This is a genomic window from Lentzea sp. NPDC055074, assembly GCF_053608005.1.
Genome location: NZ_JBSGUQ010000002.1, coordinates 523,500 through 540,729, shown reverse-complemented (window position 1 = coordinate 540,729; position 17,230 = coordinate 523,500). Strand labels below are relative to the sequence as shown.

Annotated in this window: 14 protein-coding genes; 8 read left to right on the top strand and 6 right to left on the bottom strand. The window is 69.9% G+C overall.

Annotated elements, in window-relative coordinates:
* The first annotated feature begins 26 nt into the window (after nt 1-26).
* The gene (locus ACWF7A_RS06600) at nt 27-575 is read left to right on the top strand and encodes a hypothetical protein (RefSeq protein ID WP_452249418.1); all 549 of its coding nucleotides are present in this window, start codon (nt 27-29) and stop codon (nt 573-575) included.
* A 131-nt stretch (nt 576-706) separates the two neighbouring features.
* On the opposite strand, the gene ACWF7A_RS06595 is transcribed toward ACWF7A_RS06600, so the two are convergent.
* Nucleotides 707-2,005, bottom strand: a complete 1,299-nt coding sequence (locus tag ACWF7A_RS06595) for a diacylglycerol/lipid kinase family protein (protein WP_452249417.1) — start codon at nt 2,003-2,005, stop codon at nt 707-709.
* 141 nt (nt 2,006-2,146) lie between these two features.
* Between ACWF7A_RS06595 and ACWF7A_RS06590 the strand changes: the two genes are divergently transcribed.
* On the top strand, nt 2,147-2,977 hold the full coding sequence (locus tag ACWF7A_RS06590; RefSeq protein ID WP_452249416.1) for a glutaminyl-peptide cyclotransferase: 831 nt from the start codon (nt 2,147-2,149) through the stop codon (nt 2,975-2,977).
* Nucleotides 2,978-3,082: 105 nt separating this feature from the next.
* Here ACWF7A_RS06590 and ACWF7A_RS06585 read toward each other — a convergent pair whose 3' ends face one another.
* Nucleotides 3,083-3,520: an SRPBCC family protein gene (locus ACWF7A_RS06585; RefSeq protein WP_452249415.1), complete on the bottom strand. Its 438-nt coding sequence runs from the start codon at nt 3,518-3,520 to the stop codon at nt 3,083-3,085.
* Nucleotides 3,521-3,609: 89 nt separating this feature from the next.
* Entirely contained in the window at nt 3,610-5,196 is a 1,587-nt protein-coding gene (locus tag ACWF7A_RS06580; RefSeq protein ID WP_452249414.1) for a glycoside hydrolase family 76 protein, read from the bottom strand.
* 185 nt (nt 5,197-5,381) lie between these two features.
* Between ACWF7A_RS06580 and ACWF7A_RS06575 the strand changes: the two genes are divergently transcribed.
* The 4 genes from ACWF7A_RS06575 to ACWF7A_RS06560 all read left to right on the top strand — a co-directional run bounded on the left by ACWF7A_RS06575 (nt 5,382) and on the right by ACWF7A_RS06560 (nt 9,635).
* Complete coding sequence (locus tag ACWF7A_RS06575) at nt 5,382-6,728, top strand: alpha/beta fold hydrolase (protein WP_452249413.1); 1,347 nt, start codon at nt 5,382-5,384, stop codon at nt 6,726-6,728.
* Between the two features lie 21 nt (nt 6,729-6,749).
* The gene (locus tag ACWF7A_RS06570; RefSeq protein ID WP_452249412.1) at nt 6,750-7,910 is read left to right on the top strand and encodes a sensor histidine kinase; all 1,161 of its coding nucleotides are present in this window, start codon (nt 6,750-6,752) and stop codon (nt 7,908-7,910) included.
* Nucleotides 7,907-8,557, top strand: a complete 651-nt coding sequence (locus ACWF7A_RS06565; protein ID WP_452249411.1) for a response regulator — start codon at nt 7,907-7,909, stop codon at nt 8,555-8,557. Before ACWF7A_RS06570 ends, ACWF7A_RS06565 begins: the two co-directional genes overlap by 4 nt.
* 550 nt (nt 8,558-9,107) lie before the next feature.
* Complete coding sequence (locus tag ACWF7A_RS06560) at nt 9,108-9,635, top strand: hypothetical protein (RefSeq protein ID WP_452249410.1); 528 nt, start codon at nt 9,108-9,110, stop codon at nt 9,633-9,635.
* A 722-nt stretch (nt 9,636-10,357) separates the two neighbouring features.
* On the opposite strand, the gene ACWF7A_RS06555 is transcribed toward ACWF7A_RS06560, so the two are convergent.
* Nucleotides 10,358-10,798: a hypothetical protein gene (locus ACWF7A_RS06555; protein WP_452249409.1), complete on the bottom strand. Its 441-nt coding sequence runs from the start codon at nt 10,796-10,798 to the stop codon at nt 10,358-10,360.
* 187 nt (nt 10,799-10,985) lie between these two features.
* On the opposite strand from ACWF7A_RS06555, the gene ACWF7A_RS06550 reads away from it, so the two are divergent.
* Nucleotides 10,986-13,829 carry a BTAD domain-containing putative transcriptional regulator gene (locus ACWF7A_RS06550; protein WP_452249408.1) on the top strand — a complete coding sequence of 948 codons (2,844 nt, stop codon included), beginning with the start codon at nt 10,986-10,988 and terminating at the stop codon, nt 13,827-13,829.
* A gap of 124 nt (nt 13,830-13,953) precedes the next feature.
* On the opposite strand, the gene ACWF7A_RS06545 is transcribed toward ACWF7A_RS06550, so the two are convergent.
* Both ACWF7A_RS06545 and ACWF7A_RS06540 read right to left on the bottom strand, forming a co-directional pair.
* Nucleotides 13,954-14,166: a cupin domain-containing protein gene (locus ACWF7A_RS06545; protein ID WP_452249407.1), complete on the bottom strand. Its 213-nt coding sequence runs from the start codon at nt 14,164-14,166 to the stop codon at nt 13,954-13,956.
* A 154-nt stretch (nt 14,167-14,320) separates the two neighbouring features.
* Nucleotides 14,321-14,488, bottom strand: a complete 168-nt coding sequence (locus tag ACWF7A_RS06540; protein WP_452249406.1) for a hypothetical protein — start codon at nt 14,486-14,488, stop codon at nt 14,321-14,323.
* 641 nt (nt 14,489-15,129) lie between these two features.
* On the opposite strand from ACWF7A_RS06540, the gene ACWF7A_RS06535 reads away from it, so the two are divergent.
* Nucleotides 15,130-16,443 carry a protein kinase domain-containing protein gene (locus ACWF7A_RS06535; protein WP_452249405.1) on the top strand — a complete coding sequence of 438 codons (1,314 nt, stop codon included), beginning with the start codon at nt 15,130-15,132 and terminating at the stop codon, nt 16,441-16,443.
* The last annotated feature ends 787 nt before the right edge of the window (nt 16,444-17,230 follow it).

Here is a 17,230-nt window from a genome sequence, read left to right as displayed (position 1 = left end):
GACTGATCGAGCCAAGGAGGAAACGTATGGCCATCGGGCCGGTTCAACTGATCGTGCTCGGCTTCACCCACCCGGACTTCCGCGGTGAGGTGATCGCCGAACTGGAGAGGCTGCGCAAGACCGACACGATTCGCGTGATCGACGCTCTCGCCGTCCACAAGGACCCGAAGGGCGCCATCGCGGTGGAGCACCTGAGCACCCACTCGCCGGGAGAGGCGGTAGAGCTGGGCAGCAAGATCGGTGCGCTGATCGGCCTCGGTGCCGCGGGGGAGGAGGGCGCGCGGGCCGGCGCGGCCAGGGGAGCCGAGTCGGCGGCGGAGAAGGGAGGAGTCCACCCGTTCAGCGACGCGGACGCGTGGGACGTGCTCGCCGAGATTCCCGACGACAGCGCGGCGGCCTTGTTGCTCGTCGAGCACCACTGGGCCGTGCCACTGCGCGACGCCGTTGCCCGTGCCCGGGGTTACCGCGTCTCGGACGGTTTCATCAGTCCACTGGACCTGGTCGCGCTCGGTCTGGTGAACGCGCGAGAGGCCCAGGAACTGCACGAGCTGGAGACAGCAGACTCGAAGTCATGAGGAGGCGGACATGTTCGGATCACGCCGCGTGGCCCACCGCACCGCACGACGTGTGGTGCGGCGGAGAAGCACAGCTCCCGGGATGTTCAGGTCACGCAGAATAGGCCGGCGACGCTAGGACAGGGCCGCCGCTAGGACAGGGCCAGGGCACGGAGCCGCCTCCAGCTCACCTCGGGCCGGGGCGGCCGCACTCCGGGCCGGTGGCGCGGCACCCGCACGCGCAGCGCTCCCGGCCTGACCGCACACCGCACGGGAGCCGGCATCGTGACCGCCTCACCGTCGACACCGACCGGCAACGACAACGTGTCCGCCGTGACGACGACCTCCGTGGCGGTCTGCAGGAACACGGCGTCCGACCGCCGTCGGCCGCGCAGCAGGCCGGCGGCGTCCGCCGCGTTGCGGACCGTCACCGCGAGCACGCCCAGCACGCCGCCGTCCAGCCGCTGCCTGCGCCCCAGCCCCGCCAGGTCGCCCGACCCGTACGGGTTGTTGCTGACCAGCACCGCCTGCGCCCCGGCCCGCCACTCCCGGCCCGACCGCAGGCACAGCGCCGCCGCTCGCGGCCCGACCAGCAGACCGGGCAACAGGTCCAGCGTGGTCCGCGTCTTGCCGTCGCGATAGGACGGACTGCTCACCACCTCGGCGTAGGCGCCGAACGACGCGTTGTTGACGAAGACGCGGTCTCCGGCCGTGCAGAGGTCGACCCGCACCTCGACGCCGTCGGTGAGCGCGTCGAGGCAGCGGCGGGGGTCGTCCCGGTCCAGGCCGAGGTCGAGCGCGAAGTGGTTGCGGGTGCCCGCCGAGACGACCACGAAGGGCACCCCGCGTTCCGCCGCGACACCGGCCACGAGCGCCTGGGTGCCGTCACCCCCGGCCACACCGAGCAGATCGGCTCCGTCGTCGACGGCCCGCCGGGCGAGGTCGGCGACGTCCTGCGACCTGTCCAGGACGCAGACCTCCGCACCGAGCGCGCGGGCACGTTCCGCGAGCCCGAACTTCCCGACCTTCCCGCCACCCGACCTGGGGTTCATGATCAGGTACGGCCGCAACGGCGGCGGTACCTCGAACTCGGCCGGACGGCGTCTCCCGGCACCCGCCGTGAGTGCGCGCCGGCCACAGGCCAGCGCGACCGACCACAGCAGGGCGCACACCACGACGACCCAGGCCAGGCGTGCCTGCACGTACAGGACGGCCACGGTCAGCGGCGCGAGCAACACCAGCATCCCGGCGAGCCACCGCAGGAGACCGCGGTGCGCGAGGAACCACCAGGCGCCCGCCACTGCGATCGCCGTCCCCGCCGCACCGACCAGAACCAGTCCGGCACCGGCACGCACACCGGCTGCCACCGGTACGACCACCACGGCCGCTCCCGCCGCCAGCAGGGCGAGCCTCGCCTGCAGTCGTCCCGGCGGCACTGTCACATCGGTCACGGCATCCTCCAAAGTGGAATGTCCGTCCAGCCTGGCCGCACGCCTCCTAACGCGGCCTCACCCCTCGCGGATGAACGTGCCGAGCTGCCTCACCTCCGAGGGTGGAAGCGCCCCTGCCGGACCGTCACGACGATCAGTGCGGTGAAAACGTTGCGCGTCAACAGAGTTCTCTGTCCGCTGTCAGCAGCGCTGCTGACCCTCACCGCCTGTTCGGCTCCTGGCGACGTCGCCCACCCCGGCCCGGCACCGGCCACCACGGCCGTTCCCGCACCGGCCGCCCTGCGCCTCCCCACACGGCACTTCCGCGCCCAGGTCCTCGCGCGCGTCCCCACCGACCGAGCCGACGCACGAGGTCTGGAACTGGTCGGAGATCTCCTGGTGGAGAACACGGGCCCGACGATCCGCGCGGTCACGCCCTCCACCGGTGTCGTCCAAGCCCAGCGGACAGTGCCCCCGGGCAACGCGACCGCACTGACACCGGCCGGACTGTGGCACGCCGGCACCGAAGCGGCGGTGGTGCTCGACCCGCGGTCGTTGGCGGAACGACGCCGCACCACGATCACCGGCGAGAGCTGGGGTCTATGTTACGACGGAACACACCTCGTGCAGTCCGACGGCGCCGCCAGGCTGCTGCTGCGCGACCGCGACACCGCCGCGCTGGTCCGCGAGTTGCGAGTCGGCGCACGCGAGTGGTCCACCGCCCGTCTCGGTGAGCTTCACTGCGTGACCGGTGACGGCCCCCCGCACGTGTGGGCGGCCGTCACCGGCACGGACTGGATGATCCGCGTGGACCTCGCCTCCGGCGCCGTCACCGCGGACGCCGACCTCACCGCCGTCACCGTCGCCGAGCTGCCGACCGGCCGCGACCAGGTGATCGGGGGCATCGCGGCGGTGCAGGACACGACCGGGGAGCTCTGGCTCACCGGCCGGCACTACCACCACCGCTACCGGGTCGAACTGCGGCCCAGGTGACACGGTGAGATCAAGGCTGTGGTGATGCGCTGAGGACCATCGCCAAGAGCGTCACGTGCTTGTCCCTCTGCGGACGTTTCCGATGGTTTCCCATGACCACGCGTATCAGCGCGCCAACCCGTTGAGGACCTCGGTCAGCTGCTTCTCCGTGTCGTTGCCGAGCTTCTCGAACACCACCTTGGCGATCGGCGTGGCCAGTGTGGCCGCCCCGTGGAACTCGAGATCGTTGGTGTAGGTGACCCGCGACCCCGTGCCGTCAGGGCTGACGTCGATGGTCTCGGTGGAGGTCGCGGTGTCGTTGCGTCCCACCAGGACCACGCGGTCGTCGGCAAGCTGTTCGAGCGTGTAGGTCAGCTCGGTGGTGACGCCCGCGATCTTCGACGTGTTGTGCCAGTTCGAGCCGACCTGGACGGGACCGCTGTCGTTGCGGGTGCAGCGCTCGGTGCCGGGGTCCCACTGCACGGCGTTGCCGAAGTCGGCCAGGTACGGCACGACGACGGCCGGAGCAGCGGTGACGGTGAACGTGCGGGAGACAGTGGTCATCGAACAGTCCTTTCGGGTGGATACAGGACCGAATACCCTGCCGGCGACGATCAACACCCGTTGTCACTCCTGCGGGCTGCGACCGTCGGTCAGCCGGCGGCGTTCATGAGGTCCAGCGCGCTGTGTTGCCGGGCGGCGTCACTGCGCTGGAACGGGCCCGCCCACGGCTGGTCGTACGAGTCGGCGCTGGAGCGGTCCCGCGCATGGGCGGTGTCTGCCTGGTGGCGTAGATAGGTGGTGTAAGGGCGATCCGCCAGTGCACGGTTCAGCGCGGCGAGGCCTCGGACGTAGATTCCCTTGAAGGACGGGACGTCCCCGCCACCGCCGTTGTCGAACAGGATGCCGCCGGGGTTGAGGAAGGTGCTGCGGGTCGAGGCGTCGGCGAGGGTGCGTGCCTTGGCGAGCAGGCTCGTGTCTCCGGTGGCCCGGTACAGCTCGGTCAGCGCGGCCAGCGGAACGCCCTGGTTGTAGCTCCACGGCGTCAGGTTGTTGTTGGCGCAGGTGGCTGTGGTCAGTCCGTCGTTGACCAGGTTGGCGCTGTTGATCATTTTGCTGTTGAGGAACCAGGTCCAGCCGGTCCTGGCGCGCTGCAGGTATGCGGTGTCGCCGGGGATCCTGTTGTGCAGTGCGGCGTTGAGCTGGACGTACAGCGAGTTGGTGATCGCGTTCTTGTAGTTCCTGCTCGAGCTCCACCACACGCCGCCGCCGCAGACCGAGTCCCAGTACCGGAAGATGTGGTCCGCGCCGATCCTGGCGGTGTTCAGGTATCGGCTGTCTCCGGTCAGGTCGTAGGCGGCCAGCCACGCCAGGCCCCACCAGGCGATGTCGTCGTTGTAGTCGTTGATGAAGTTGCCCTGCCAGGCCTGGAGGTTGAGGTCGTAGGTGCGGGCGATGGCGTAGCGGTAGCTGTTCATGCCGGTGACCCGGATGTTGTCGATGATCGCGGTGAGCGCGTTGGCGGAGTTCCACCAGCCGGTGGTGTCGAACAGGCCGTTGCCGAGGTTGTAGCGCTCCATCAACGCGGTCGCCGCGGCCGTTCGACGCTCACCGGCGTTCCAGGTCGTGCGATACCAGCTGGTGCACGCGATCGTGGGCGAACCAGCAGGCCGTCCACAGGCTCGCAGCAGGCCGACGCCGAGGTTGGCCCAGTCGTCCACGTTGAACATCATGGTGCGCCAGACGCCGAAACCCGGTGGGACCGTGGTGTCACCGAGCCTGGAACCGGAGCCCCAGCTGACGCCGGCGTCGAAGGACCGGTCCAGCCACACCTCGTCGCCCTGCCTGGCGACGGAGATCTCCGCCCAGCCCATCGCGTCCGTGTCGTCGAAGTGCAGGGAGATCCGACGTCCGTCGACGGGAACGGTCTGGGCCAGCCGGTCCGCGGGCGCGAGGGCGGGATCACGGATGTCGCAGTACTTGTTGCAAATGACAGCAGCCGCGGCCGGTGCCGCGTTTCCCGTGGACGGCGGTCCACCGGTCGGCGGAGCTGTGCTGGTGCCGGGCCGGTAGGCCGAGCGTTGTGCACTGGGTGGCAGGGCGGGGTCGCGGTTGTCGCAGTAGTTGTCGCAGTCGACGACGGGGTGACTCGTCTTCGGCGCGGCGGCCATCGGCTCGGACGGCATCGCCACGACGACTGCCGACATCATCAGGGACGCGAGAAGAGCAGCTCTCAGCATGGGACCTCCCGGTGCAGGGTGGGCGGCCGACAGAACTGTGAGAGCGCTCTCAACCTCAGGCTAGGGTTCGAACGATCCTGACGTCAACGCCTCTGATCGGCCGGTTCGTGCCACGCGGCGACGATGAGCGGAATGTCTGTCGAAAGGCAGACGTGCCGGCGTGATCCGGGTGATCGAATCAGGACATGAAAGCGCTGATGACGCTCTTGGCCGCGGTCGGTGTGCTCGCAGGAGGCGCAGCGCCCGCCACCGCTGCCGAGGGCCTGACGTGGCGGGAGTGCCACGAGGGGCTGCGGTGCAGCGAAATCCTGGTTCCCGCCGACTGGACCCGTTCGGCCGGCGGCACCCGGATCACCGTGCCGTTGCTGAAGATCCCGGCTCGGGAGCGGAAGGACGGTGTTCTCCTGCTCAACCCCGGTGGCCCGGGATCGGCCATCCCCAACTTCGCGTTTCCGGGCTACCGCGACCAGTTCGCGGACCTCTCGGCGCGGTTCGACGTCGTGGTGTTCGACCCGCGTGGCATGGGCGTCGCCTGTCCGAGCCCGAATCCTGGTCCCTTGTCCTCGCCGGTGGCCGAGTCCGCCCATCGTGAGTACGCCGCCGCCAACGGCCGGTTCGCGGCGGACTGCGCGGAGACGATGAGCGCGTACCGGGGGCGTCTCAACGCTCGCCAGGTCGCGCACGACATGGATGCGATCCGGCGTGCGCTGGGCGAGCGTCGGCTCAACTACTTCGGCAACTCCTACGGCACGGTGTACGGGCAGTCGTACGCGGAGCTGTTCGGCCACCGGGTCGGGCGGATGTACCTGGACAGCGTGCTGGACCACACCCGGCGCGACCCGGCTGAGTGGGCTCTGGCCGGTGCCGTCACGGCGGAGGGCAACCTCCACCGGATGGCGCGGTGGTGCGCGGCCGACGCCGGTTGCGCACTGCACGGCAGGGACGTGATCGCCGTGTGGGACCGCGTGCTGTCCATGCCCGGCGTGGAGGTGTCCGCGGTCCTCAGGTGGGCTGCGGCGCGGATCGGCAACGACAAGGGCTGGCCCGCGCTGGCCACCGGACTCGCGCAGGTGGAGGCGGGCGACACGACGGTGATCGCACCGAGGCCCGGTCCGACGGACGTCAGTCTCGCGCGGACGGCGTTCTGCGCGGACTTCCCCCTCCCTGACGACTTCTCGGCCGTGAAGCGCGTGGAGGACCGGTTGCGGGCGGTCGCGCCCCGGCTGGGGTGGGCGGCGGCCCCGTGGCGGGTTTCCGGGCACTGCTCGGGTGTGCCCGCGGAAGGGCTCAACCCGCCGGCCGCGTTGTCCGCGATGCCGAACGTGTTGGTGGCGAACGGAGAGCACGATCCGTTGACCCCTGCTGAGCACGGCCGCCGGGTCGCCGCTGCGCTGGGAGGCGCGTACCTGCCCGTGGCGGGCAACCACGGTCTCTACCTCAACGGCAACGCCTGCGTCCGCGATCACGTGCACCGCTACTTCCTGTCCGGGGAGCTACCGGCGCCGGACGCGCGGTGCGGCACGCCGGTCTGACCTGCCGTGTACAACTGGGTAATGGATGACCGCCGGGTGCCCGGTTCCGCCCGCCGCCTGGCGGGACCGCGCCCGTGGTGGTCGTTTCCACGGCGTCCGCAGGCGTTCCCACGGCGGCTTCGCGGCACCATCGGCGGCGACGCGGTGCTCGCCGGTGCGGCCGTGGTCGTCGTGTCGACGCTCGGGCTGGTCGAACACCGCTCCGCGAGTCCGGTCGTCATGGTCGCCGCGTCGGTCGCGGTGGCGGCTCCTTTGTTGCTGCGACGGCGTTTTCCCCTGACCACGGCGTTCGCATCCGCCGCGATCGTGATCGTCATCGCCATGCCGGACTGGTCCGGGCGCCTGGTCGCCATGGCCGCGTTCGGTTCCGCCGCCTACTACCGACCGCGGCCGGCGGTGGTCGTTCTCGCGGTGGGATGGTTCCTCGTCCTGTCCGTGGCCGGAGTTCGTTCACCGACGGCCGCGAGCTGGACGGACCTGCTCCTCCTCGGCATCGCGCCGGTCGCCGTCGGCTACGCCCTGCGCATGCACCGCGACCGCGCCGACCACGCCGAACGCCTCTACCGGGAAGAGACCCGCGGCGTGATCGCCGAGGAACACGCCCGCATCGCCCGCGAGGTGCACGACGCGGTCGGCCACCACCTCACCGTGATCCGCATGCAGGCCAACGCCGTCCGGCACGTCGCCCGCTCCCTGCCGCCGGTCGCCGACCGGGCGCTGGTCACGATCGCCGAGGTGTCGGCCACCGCGCTCACCGAGGTCCGCGACGTTCTGGCCGCACTGCCCGCACACGGCGCCACGCTGACCGACCTGGACGCCCTCGTGGACCACGCGACCGGCCCGAACCGCACCGTGACCCTCACCAGGGACGGCCCGGCACCGGCCGGCCTGCCGCCACTGGTGGATCACGCCGGTTACCGGCTGGCCCAGGAGGCGCTCACCAACGCACTGCGCCACTCCGATGCGACCAGGGTGGACCTGCGCCTCCGCCACACGCCGGACGCCGTCGTGATCACCGTGGCGGACAACGGTTCCACCACGCCCGCCGCGACGACCGAAGGCGCCGGGCTGCGCGGCATCCGGGAACGGACCCGGCTGCTCGGCGGAACCTTGCGGATCGAGCCGAACCGGCCCAGCGGCTGGCTCGTCGAAGCCCGGATCCCGCTGGGGGAGAAGCGATGATCCGCACACTGGTCGCCGACGACCAGGAGCCCGCGCGGTGGGCACTGCGCCTGGTCCTCGACGCCGAACCGGACATCGAGGTGGTCGACGAGGCCGTGGACGGTGCCGAGGCCGTGGAGAAGGCCCGGTGGCTGGGCGTGGACGTGGTGGTGCTCGACCTGCGGATGCCGCGGATGGACGGGGTGGCGGCCATCCGCCGGATCACCGAGTCGGTCAACCCCGCGCCCGCCGTGGTGGCGCTGACCACGTTCGACGTCGACGAGTACCTGTTCGGCGCCCTCCAGGCGGGCGCGGCGGCGTTCGTGCTCAAGGACAGCGAACCAGCGCTGCTCGTCGAAGCGGTCCGCGCGGCTTCGCGGGGACAAGGGCTGATCGACCCGCAGGTCACCCGCCGCGCCATCCGCCGATTCGCCCAGATCGCGCCCCGGCCCGCACCGACAGACCTGAACCTGCTCACCCCACGCGAGCTGGAGGTGCTCAGGCACGTGGCGCGCGGGCTCAGCAACGCCGAGATCGCCCGTGCCCTGACCGTCAGCGAAGGCACGGTCAAGACCCACGTGGCTCGCGTGCTCGCCAAACTCGGCCTGCGCACTCGCGTACACCTGGTGATCTACGCCTATGAGCACGCCATCCTGAACACTTCCTGACCTTCAAGCCTCGGGGCGCGCCCGTGGACCGCTCCCCGCCCATGCCCAGGATCAGCGCGACCGCGTCCTCCGAGCACGTCCCCGGCGTCAGAACCTCCTGCAGCCAAGCTCCACCTGACCTTCAACGACCGGGAGATCCTCGGGGACGGGCCCGTCTACCAGAACCTCACGAAGAACGCGGCCACCGTCCTGCACCGCCTCACCTCCCGCGGCGCGGCCGTCACGAGCGAGGTGCTGCGCGAAACGCACGTGACTGGTTGCAGTCCTCGTTCCTCAGCTACCTCACGGCCTGTCGTGCTGTACGAGTGGAAAGGGGTCTTCCGGGCGGCCGGCACCGTCGCGATCTCACGCCGCACCACGCCGTCCGGCTCGAACAACCGTTGCCCGAACTCGGCCAGTCAGTTCTCGCTCTGCGTCATCAGCTCGAGTTCCGGCTCAGGCAGCTCGTTGATCAGCGCCTGGGACTTCGGCTGAGGACAGGGCGCCTGGACGTCCACGTCGTCGAGGCGGTCACGCCGACCGGGCGGCCTGGGGCATCCGCAACCCGCTCATGGACCTGGAAGACACCGAACCCCGCGTTCGGATCAAGTTCCTCGTCCCGGACGATTCGGGTCCTTTGAGGACGATCCGGCACGTTCAATGCGTGTGGTCGCGCCGCTGGCATACTTCGACAGTGATCGATTTCCCGGCGGACGTGGAGACGTACTACCGGCGTTTGGCGACGCAACGGCGCTGGCCGGCGGCGACTGAAGCCGCGTTCTGGGCGAGCGTCGCGTGGTACAGGGCATTGGAGGAGAGCTCGGAACCTCGTCAGTACTACGAGTACGTGGACCGTGAAGGTCTGGTAGAGGAAGGATCTCGCTGGTTGTGGGAGACCCTCGCGGTCAGCGGCGAGACAGTGGCCATCAAGCAGATCGAGGTGAGTCCGTCCGGGGCTGCTCACTGCTACTGGTGGCGGCGTGTGGAGGACGATGTCGGCGGGCTCACGGATCAGCCACTCGACTTCGCCGAACCCGGTCTCTCGCCCGTTTCCCGCTCGGTGTTCTACGCGCTTTGGGACAGCAGCGTCGACAAGTGACGTTCGCAGGGCGTCCAAGCCGAGGAGTGGTGAGGGATGGGGGAGCCAGCGGTAGCAGTGTCGGAGCATGATGGTCGGGTGGAGAGATTCGAGGATGACGATCTCGGTTACCAGCGTTGGCTGGAGGTACATCCGGATCTGCATGTGCTGAACGCTGAGCGCACACCCAGGCCGTCGTACCTGGTCCTGCACCGGGCAACATGCCACACCATCAGCGGCATGCCTGCTCGAGGTGCCCAGTGGACTGCGGACTACATCAAGGTGTGCGGACTCCGAACGGATCTCGAAGCCTTCGCACAAAACGAGGTGGGCGGAACGGCCCGAGCTTGTGGCTTGTGCCTTCGTTGATCAGTCTGTGGCATGAGCGCGCGTTCCGAGGCTGATCACGGCATGCTGTGCTCTTTCCTGCCAACGATTTGCTGGAGTGTCGGCCACCAGTTGGTGTGACACGAGCCGCGCTGGCCACTGAGCTATGTCTCGTCGTCGTGGGCAGCCGAGTACGGAGCGCGTCCACGCCGACCTGGCAAGAATTCGGCGCAGACATCCATGAGAAGCCTGCCGCTCTGGTCGTGACCACATCGGTGGATTGCTTCGTCGATTCCGCCGGCCACCCCATCAAGAGGCGGAGGTGATCGTTGTCCGGCGACACCTGTGATCTGGCGTGACGGCCGGATCGGCACCAGTGCATCGGTGCCGACCCTGCCGCAGTCACCGTCGTTCGATCACGGGTAGTAGACCGTGCCGTATGCGCGGACGTAGGCGCCGCCGAGGTAGGACGGCTCGATGAAGAAGCGGTACGTGCCGCCGCCGGTGTTCCAGGTCAGGTTGCGCGGGTGTGCGCAGGTGGCCGTCTTCATGCCCTGGCTGGACCAGCCGATGCCGTTCCACCTGTCCAGACGGATCCTCACCGGGTCGCAGACGTTGTTGTTGATGCGGTAGGCGCGGTCGACCCTGATCGTCGTGACGCCGCTGGCGTTGGAGGTCCACTGCCGGGAGTCCAGGCAGCAGGCGATCTGGGCCTCCCAGCCGAACTGACCCGCGAGCGCGCCGATCTCCTCGGTCTTCGGCTGCGCCGAGGCCGTTCCCGTCACGCCGGCGAGCATGAGCGCCCCGAACGTGAGAATGCCCGCGACCAACGCCGCGATGCGATACCTGACTGACATTAGGATCTCGTCCTCTCCAGAACTCGTGGACTCCACACGACCGCGGGTTGCGGACCTTGTAGGCCGGATGTTCGCCGGCCGGTTCCGCCGCTCGGTCGTGTGGCAGGAACCCACGGTGTCAACCTGGAGTTCAGCAGCTGCCCAATCCGCGTTGAACCGCCTGGGTACGTTGGGTACACAGGGATTTGTGACGGAGAGCGTGCGCCTCAGCCCGCGGGAAATCGTGATCGGAACACTGGGCAACCTGGAGGTTCATGTCGGAGGCACACCTGTCGTCGTCGGGCCCGCTCGGCAAAAGGCCGTGCTGGCGGTGCTGGCGATCGAGGTCAACAGAGTGGTGCCGCCGGATCGGCTGATCGACCGGGTCTGGGGTGACCGCGCGCCCTCCCGCGCCCGGTCGGTGCTGCGGACCTACGTGTCCCAGTTGCGTCGTGCACTGGCCGCAACGGGAGCGACGATCACATGGCGCGACACCGGCTATCTGTTGGACATCGACCCCGCGTACGTGGATCTGCACTGCTTCCGCAGCCTGCTCGCCGAGGCCCGTGACAGTGGAGACCCCCGGAGCGCCTTGGCGTTGGCCGACGAGGCATTGGCGTTGTGGCGCGGTGAACCGCTGGCGGAGCTCGACACCCCGTGGGCGCGGGCGACACGCGAACACCTCCACCAGGAGCGGGCCGCCGCCTGGGCCGACCGGATCGACTGGGCGCTCGAGTGCGGCCGGCACGGCGAACTGCTGCCGGACCTGGCGGCGCGAACGGCTGACGATCCGCTGGACGAGCGCCTTGCCGGGCAGGTGATGGTCGCGCTCTACCGATCCGGCCGCCCGGCCGAGGCGCTGGAGCACTACCAGCGCACACGGCGGCGGCTGGCCGAAGAGCTGGGCACCGACCCCGGTCCCGCCCTGCAGGAGTTGCACCAGCGCGTCCTCACCACCGACCCCGCCCTGGTCCCTCCCGACCGCCGGCCCATCCCCTCCGGTGACGGTCCCCGCCAGCTGCCGGCTCCGCCGACGGCGTTCGTCGGCCGCGACGAGGAGTTGGAACACCTGCACCGCGCACTCGTCGCCTCCGAGGAGGCGACGACCGTGGTGATCTCGGTCCTGGCCGGGGCGGGCGGCATCGGCAAGACCTGGCTGGTCCTGCACTGGGCCCACCGCCACGCCCACCGGTTCCCCGACGGGCAGCTGTTCGTCGATCTCCGCGGTTTCGATCCCCTCGGCGACCCGGTCGACCCGGCGGTGGCGGTGCGCGGCTTCCTCGACGCCCTCGGTGCCGACCCCGACCGCATCCCCGCCGACCTCGACGCCCAGGCAGCGCTGTACCGCAGCCTGGTGGCGGAGAAGCGGATGCTGATCGTGCTGGACAACGCCGCCACCAGCGACCAGGTCGTCCCCCTGCTGCCCGGCACGCCGACGTGCACCGTTCTGGTGACCAGCCGCCGCAAGCTGGCCTCGTTGATCGACCGGCACGGCGCCCGCCACCTGACCCTGGGCGTCCCGGACCGCGACGAGGCACGCGCCCTGCTGACCGCGCGCCTGCCCGCTGACCGTGTCGCCACCGAACCGGCCGCCGTCGACGAACTGGTGGCGCTGTGCGGGGCCTACCCGCTGGCCCTGGCGATCACCGCCCGCACCGCCGCCACCCACCCCGCCATCGCGCTGACCGAGATCGCCGCCGAACTGCGCGCACTCGGCCTGGAGGCACTCGACCACGACACCGACCCCGCCGCCGGTCTGCCCACCGTGCTGTCCTGGTCCCTGCGTCACCTCACCGAGCACCAGCGCGCCGTGTTCGCCCTGCTCGGGATCGCGCCCGGTCCCGACACCACCTCAGCCGCCACCGCCGCCCTCACCGGTCTGCCCGAGAGCCCCGCACGCAAAGCACTGGCGGCGCTGGAGGAGGCATCACTGATCGAGCGGCAACCGGGCGGCCGGTACGCGATGCACGACCTGATCCGCGCCTACGCCGCCACCACGGCCCACAACCTGCCCGACGACCTCAGGGAGGCGGCTCTGACGCGGGTGATCGACTTCCACCTGCACACCGCCCACGCCGCCGACCGCCTCCTGAACCCCGACCGCGAACTCCTGCAACCCAACCCGCCGGTGCCCGGCGTCCACCCGCACCCGTTACCCGACACCACGGCCGCGCTCACCTGGCTGCAGGCCGAGCACCCGACCCTCAAGGCCACACAGCGCACCGCCGCCACGCTCGGCCACCACCACGCCGTCTGGCACCTCGCCTGGGCGCTGGAGAACTTCCACATCAGACGGGGACACCTGCGCGACGCGCTCACCGTGTGGGAAACCGCGCTGGACGCCGCCCCCCACCTTCCCGCCCCCTCCCTCCACATCCGCACGCACCGGCTCCTGGGCCGCGCGTATTCCCGGCTCGGCCAGCACGAGCAGGCCACCGAACACCTGCAGCTGGCCCTCGACCTGGCCGTGCGCCACCACGACCTCACCGCACAGGCGCACATCCACCGAACCCTCGCACTCGCGTGGGGACGACGGGGAGACGATCGGCGGGCACTGCGTCACGCCCGGCTCGCCTTGGACCTCCACCGCGCCATCGACCAACCGACCTGGGAAGCCCACGCGCTCAACGCGGTGGGCTGGTACGCCGCGCGCCTGGGCGAGTTCGACACCGCCCGCGACCACTGCCACACCGCGCTCGACCTGTACCGGCGCCACCACTACGCCCTGGGTGAGGCGGCCACACTGGACAGCCTCGGCTACATCGCCCACCGCTCCGGCGATCACCAGCGCGCCCTCGACCACTACCACCAAGCCCTCACCCTGAACCGCAGTCTCGGCAACACCTATGAGATCGCGGAAACCCTGGACAGCGCCGGCCACCCCCAGGCCGCTCTCGGACAACACGAACAGGCCCGCGCGAACTGGCGGGAGGCGTTGGAGCTGTTCCGGGACCAAGGCCGCAGCACCGACGCTCAGCGCGTTCAACGGCAACTCGACGACCTCGACAACACCGTCGACCACTCTGCCGACAAAGACACCGCCCACTCGTAAGCGCTGATCGCGTGTGACAACACGTCAAACCGATGCGCGACGACGCCCTCTCGATCGCACTGGCGCGACTCGCAACGGCCGCGCGGCTGAGTGCGGAATCAGATCCACGGCCACCCCTGGAGAATCAGCCCTGACCGGGCATTCTGCTGGCGGCCTGCCAGTCCACGACCGGACCGCCGGGTTCCCGGAACGCCTCGCCCGCCTTGATCTCGTAGGGCTCCTCGCCTTCGAGGTCGAAGAGGATCGAGCCGTCGGTGACATAGCCGAACACCGGGCCGGAGTGGCGGTGGGCGCCTGCGCCGGGATCGCCCGGCGGGATCTCGATGAGCTGGGGCATCGCGTGTGATCCCGGGGCGATGTCCGGCGGGTGACGTGGAGGAGATCGGTGACTTTTCCGTGCCTGCCAACAACATGCCCACGACGCTGGAGCCGGATCGCGGTCAGGGCGTGGTCCGGTTCCGGACGTGACGAGGGAACCAGCCGTCGTCGTGTCAGGACAGTAGTCGCGCGAGTGCGTTCACGGCTCCGTTCCACGCGCTCGGTGACGGGGTGGCGTAACCGAGCACCAGCGCGTCCCGTCCCGGTGCGGCGTCGGGGCGGCGGAAGTCCGCGAGCTCGTGGATCGCGATTCCTTGCCAGGCGGAGCCTTGTGAGACCACGCTTTCGTCACCCTGCGGGAGTCGGCGAGGACGTGCAGGCCGGCCGCCATACCGGTGAGCCGGGTGGCGGGGGAGTGATCGGCCAGCACCGCGACCAGGTGGTCCCTGCGTCGCCGGTACCGTCGGCGCAGGGTGCGGACGTGCCGGTCGTAGGCGCCGCAACCTGCGCATCAGGCCTCTCGCCGCGGTGTGCCCGGCGAAACCTGCGCGCTCATGGCACTGCGTTCCTTCCTTCACCCGGTGCCTTCACCTACTGGGACTGGACAGCGCCCCAACGTGTGACCGGGTGCGTCGCGCGTCACAAAGGCGCTCAACGTGACGCAGGAGTGCGGGCCGCGGCCGAGTCGGGTTGTCCCGGCAGAGCCGTCGATGAGTGTTGCCGTGCCGATCAACCTGCGCGGATGCGGTTTCGGCACGCGCAAGGCTCATCGTTCACCTTTCGGCGGTGGCCGTTTGCGAGCGGGGGTGCGCCTTTCTCCACATCACCTCGTACAGCAGGGACACGACCACCTGAGCATGCTCCCGACCTGGGAGAGATGCGCTGCCACGCTGCGACGACTTCGAGCGGCACAGGCTCCAGAACCCGGCTCGCGCGAAGTCGGAGGTGGCCGATGGTCGGCTCAGCCCAGTAGCGTCGGCATGTGCCAGAAGAGGGTGAGGTCATCGCCGGGCGGTACCGGCTGGTGTCGTCGATCGGGCAAGGATCCATGGGGGTGGTCTGGCAGGCGCGCGACGAGCAGCTGGACCGCGTGGTCGCGGTGAAGCTGCTCACCACGGACCGGCGGTCCCCGGACGCGGTGGCGCAGATGCTGCGCGAGGGCCGGGTCGCCGGTCGGCTGCGGCACCCGCACGCGATCAGCGTGTACGAGGTCGTCGAGCACGACGGCAAGCCCTGTCTGGTGCTGGAGTACCTGCCCTCCCGCAGCCTCGCGGCGCTGATCGCCGAACGGGGCGCGCTACCGCCGGGCGTGGTCGCGGCCGTGGGCAGGCAGGTCGCCGCCGCGCTGGCGGCGGCGCACGCAGAGGGCATCGTGCACCGGGACGTCTCGACGTTCAACGTCCTGCTGGCCGAGGACGGCATCGCGAAGATCACCGACTTCGGCATCGCCCGCGCGGTCGGCGAGGGCACGGTGACCGACGCCCGCCTGATCATCGGCACGCCGGCCTTCCTGGCGCCGGAGGTCGCGGCGGGCGAGGCGGCGACGTTCGCCTCGGACGTGTTCTCTCTCGGCGCGACCCTCTACGCGGCACTGGAGGGCACACCGCCGTTCGGTGTGGACGACAACCCCTACGCGCTCCTGCAACGCGTGGTCCGGGGGGAGTTCGAGCCGCCACGGCTGGGTGGCCCGCTCGGCGAGGCGCTCCTGCGCCTCCTGCATCGTGACGCGGCCCAACGCCCGACGATGGCCGAGGCCCACAAGCTGCTCGCGGCGGTCGCGGAGGGCCTACCGCTGCCCGCTGCGCCCCCGAAGAGCGGGACGCGGATGCTGCTCGTCCGCCGCCAACTGCCACGCCGGGTGCTCGCGATGGCCGCCGGTGCCGTCCTTCTGGTCGCCGCCGGTGTTGTGATCGGCACCGTCGCCCAGGGCGACCGGCCCAGCAGCAGCGCCCAGACCAACTCCACCACGGCGACGACCGCGGTCACGACCGCGACCGCCTGCGTTGCCCGTTACGAGGTGACCAACTCGTGGCCGGGCGGCTACCAGGTCGAGGTGACCGTGCGCAACACCAGCCCAGACGGCCTGACCGGCTGGACCATCACGTGGCAGCCCGCTGCGGGACACACCATCGGCAACCTCTGGAACGGCACCCTGACCCAGAACGCGACCGAGGTGACCGTCACCAACGCCGGCCACAACGCCGTGCTCGCTGCCGGGGGAGACACCTCGTTCGGGTTCGTCGCCGCCGGTCCCGAACCCGCTCGCCCAGCCGTGACCTGCTCCACCGCCACCTGAAACGCCGGCTCACCGGTCAACGGAGGCGAGGCGGCGGGGCTCCGGGAACGCGGCCACCAGGTAGGCGGGGTGATGAACGAGTACCGATATGCGGCTCGAGCTGCGGCTACGACTTTTCGAGCGGTACAGGACGCGGCTCGTGAAGAAATGGCACGTCGCGATAGCCCTGAAATCGGCATGTGAAAGCGCCGACTGAAAAGGGGGTGAAGCCGCTACCGACTTGAACCCCCACGTGTCCGAGCGGGGACTTGACTTCAGCGGTGATCGATCACATCGAGGTGGCCCCGCACGTCACGCGGGATCTGATCACGGGGTTCGCAGACAGGCTGCTCATCATCGACGAGCGACACCACACCCCACCGCGGCCCGATCACCCAATCGCAGAGCCATGTTGTGGTCCGTGAGTCGTCGGCGAGCACTAGGTGGACTGATCAACGAGTACGAACATGCAGCGGCGTGGCGTGACGCGCAGGTCAGGCTGCCGGGCCGGGTTCTGGGACCTCGCAGGCTGCCCCTGACCTGGGCGAATCACGTCCACGACCGGTTTGACGAACGAGATTCGCAACGAATAGCGTTTGTGCATGGCATCGGCGCGCGATCCGTTCCGCTCCTCCCATGTGGAGAACCGTCGCAACAGATCGGCGAAGCCGCGACGCGATTGTCGCGCAGGCGATCAACCGGGCTCCGGCGAGGAGAGGTTCGCCTGGTCAGTCGACGTCCTCGTCCGCGGTGTCGTTTCGCGTAGCACCACCGGCGGCTGAGCGGTGCAGGATGACGAGCGGCAGTG

Bases quoted from the DNA above. Each gene is read 5' to 3' on its own strand.
- ACWF7A_RS06600 (WP_452249418.1), top strand. From the start codon at position 27: ATGGCCATCGGGCCGGTTCAACTGATCGTGCTCGGCTTCACCCACCCG.
- ACWF7A_RS06585 (WP_452249415.1), bottom strand. From the start codon at position 3,520: ATGACCACTGTCTCCCGCACGTTCACCGTCACCGCTGCTCCGGCCGTC.
- ACWF7A_RS06580 (WP_452249414.1), bottom strand. From the start codon at position 5,196: ATGCTGAGAGCTGCTCTTCTCGCGTCCCTGATGATGTCGGCAGTCGTC.
- ACWF7A_RS06575 (WP_452249413.1), top strand. From the start codon at position 5,382: ATGAAAGCGCTGATGACGCTCTTGGCCGCGGTCGGTGTGCTCGCAGGA.
- ACWF7A_RS06570 (WP_452249412.1), top strand. From the start codon at position 6,750: ATGGATGACCGCCGGGTGCCCGGTTCCGCCCGCCGCCTGGCGGGACCG.
- ACWF7A_RS06565 (WP_452249411.1), top strand. From the start codon at position 7,907: ATGATCCGCACACTGGTCGCCGACGACCAGGAGCCCGCGCGGTGGGCA.
- ACWF7A_RS06560 (WP_452249410.1), top strand. From the start codon at position 9,108: ATGGACCTGGAAGACACCGAACCCCGCGTTCGGATCAAGTTCCTCGTC.
- ACWF7A_RS06555 (WP_452249409.1), bottom strand. From the start codon at position 10,798: ATGTCAGTCAGGTATCGCATCGCGGCGTTGGTCGCGGGCATTCTCACG.
- ACWF7A_RS06545 (WP_452249407.1), bottom strand. From the start codon at position 14,166: ATGCCCCAGCTCATCGAGATCCCGCCGGGCGATCCCGGCGCAGGCGCC.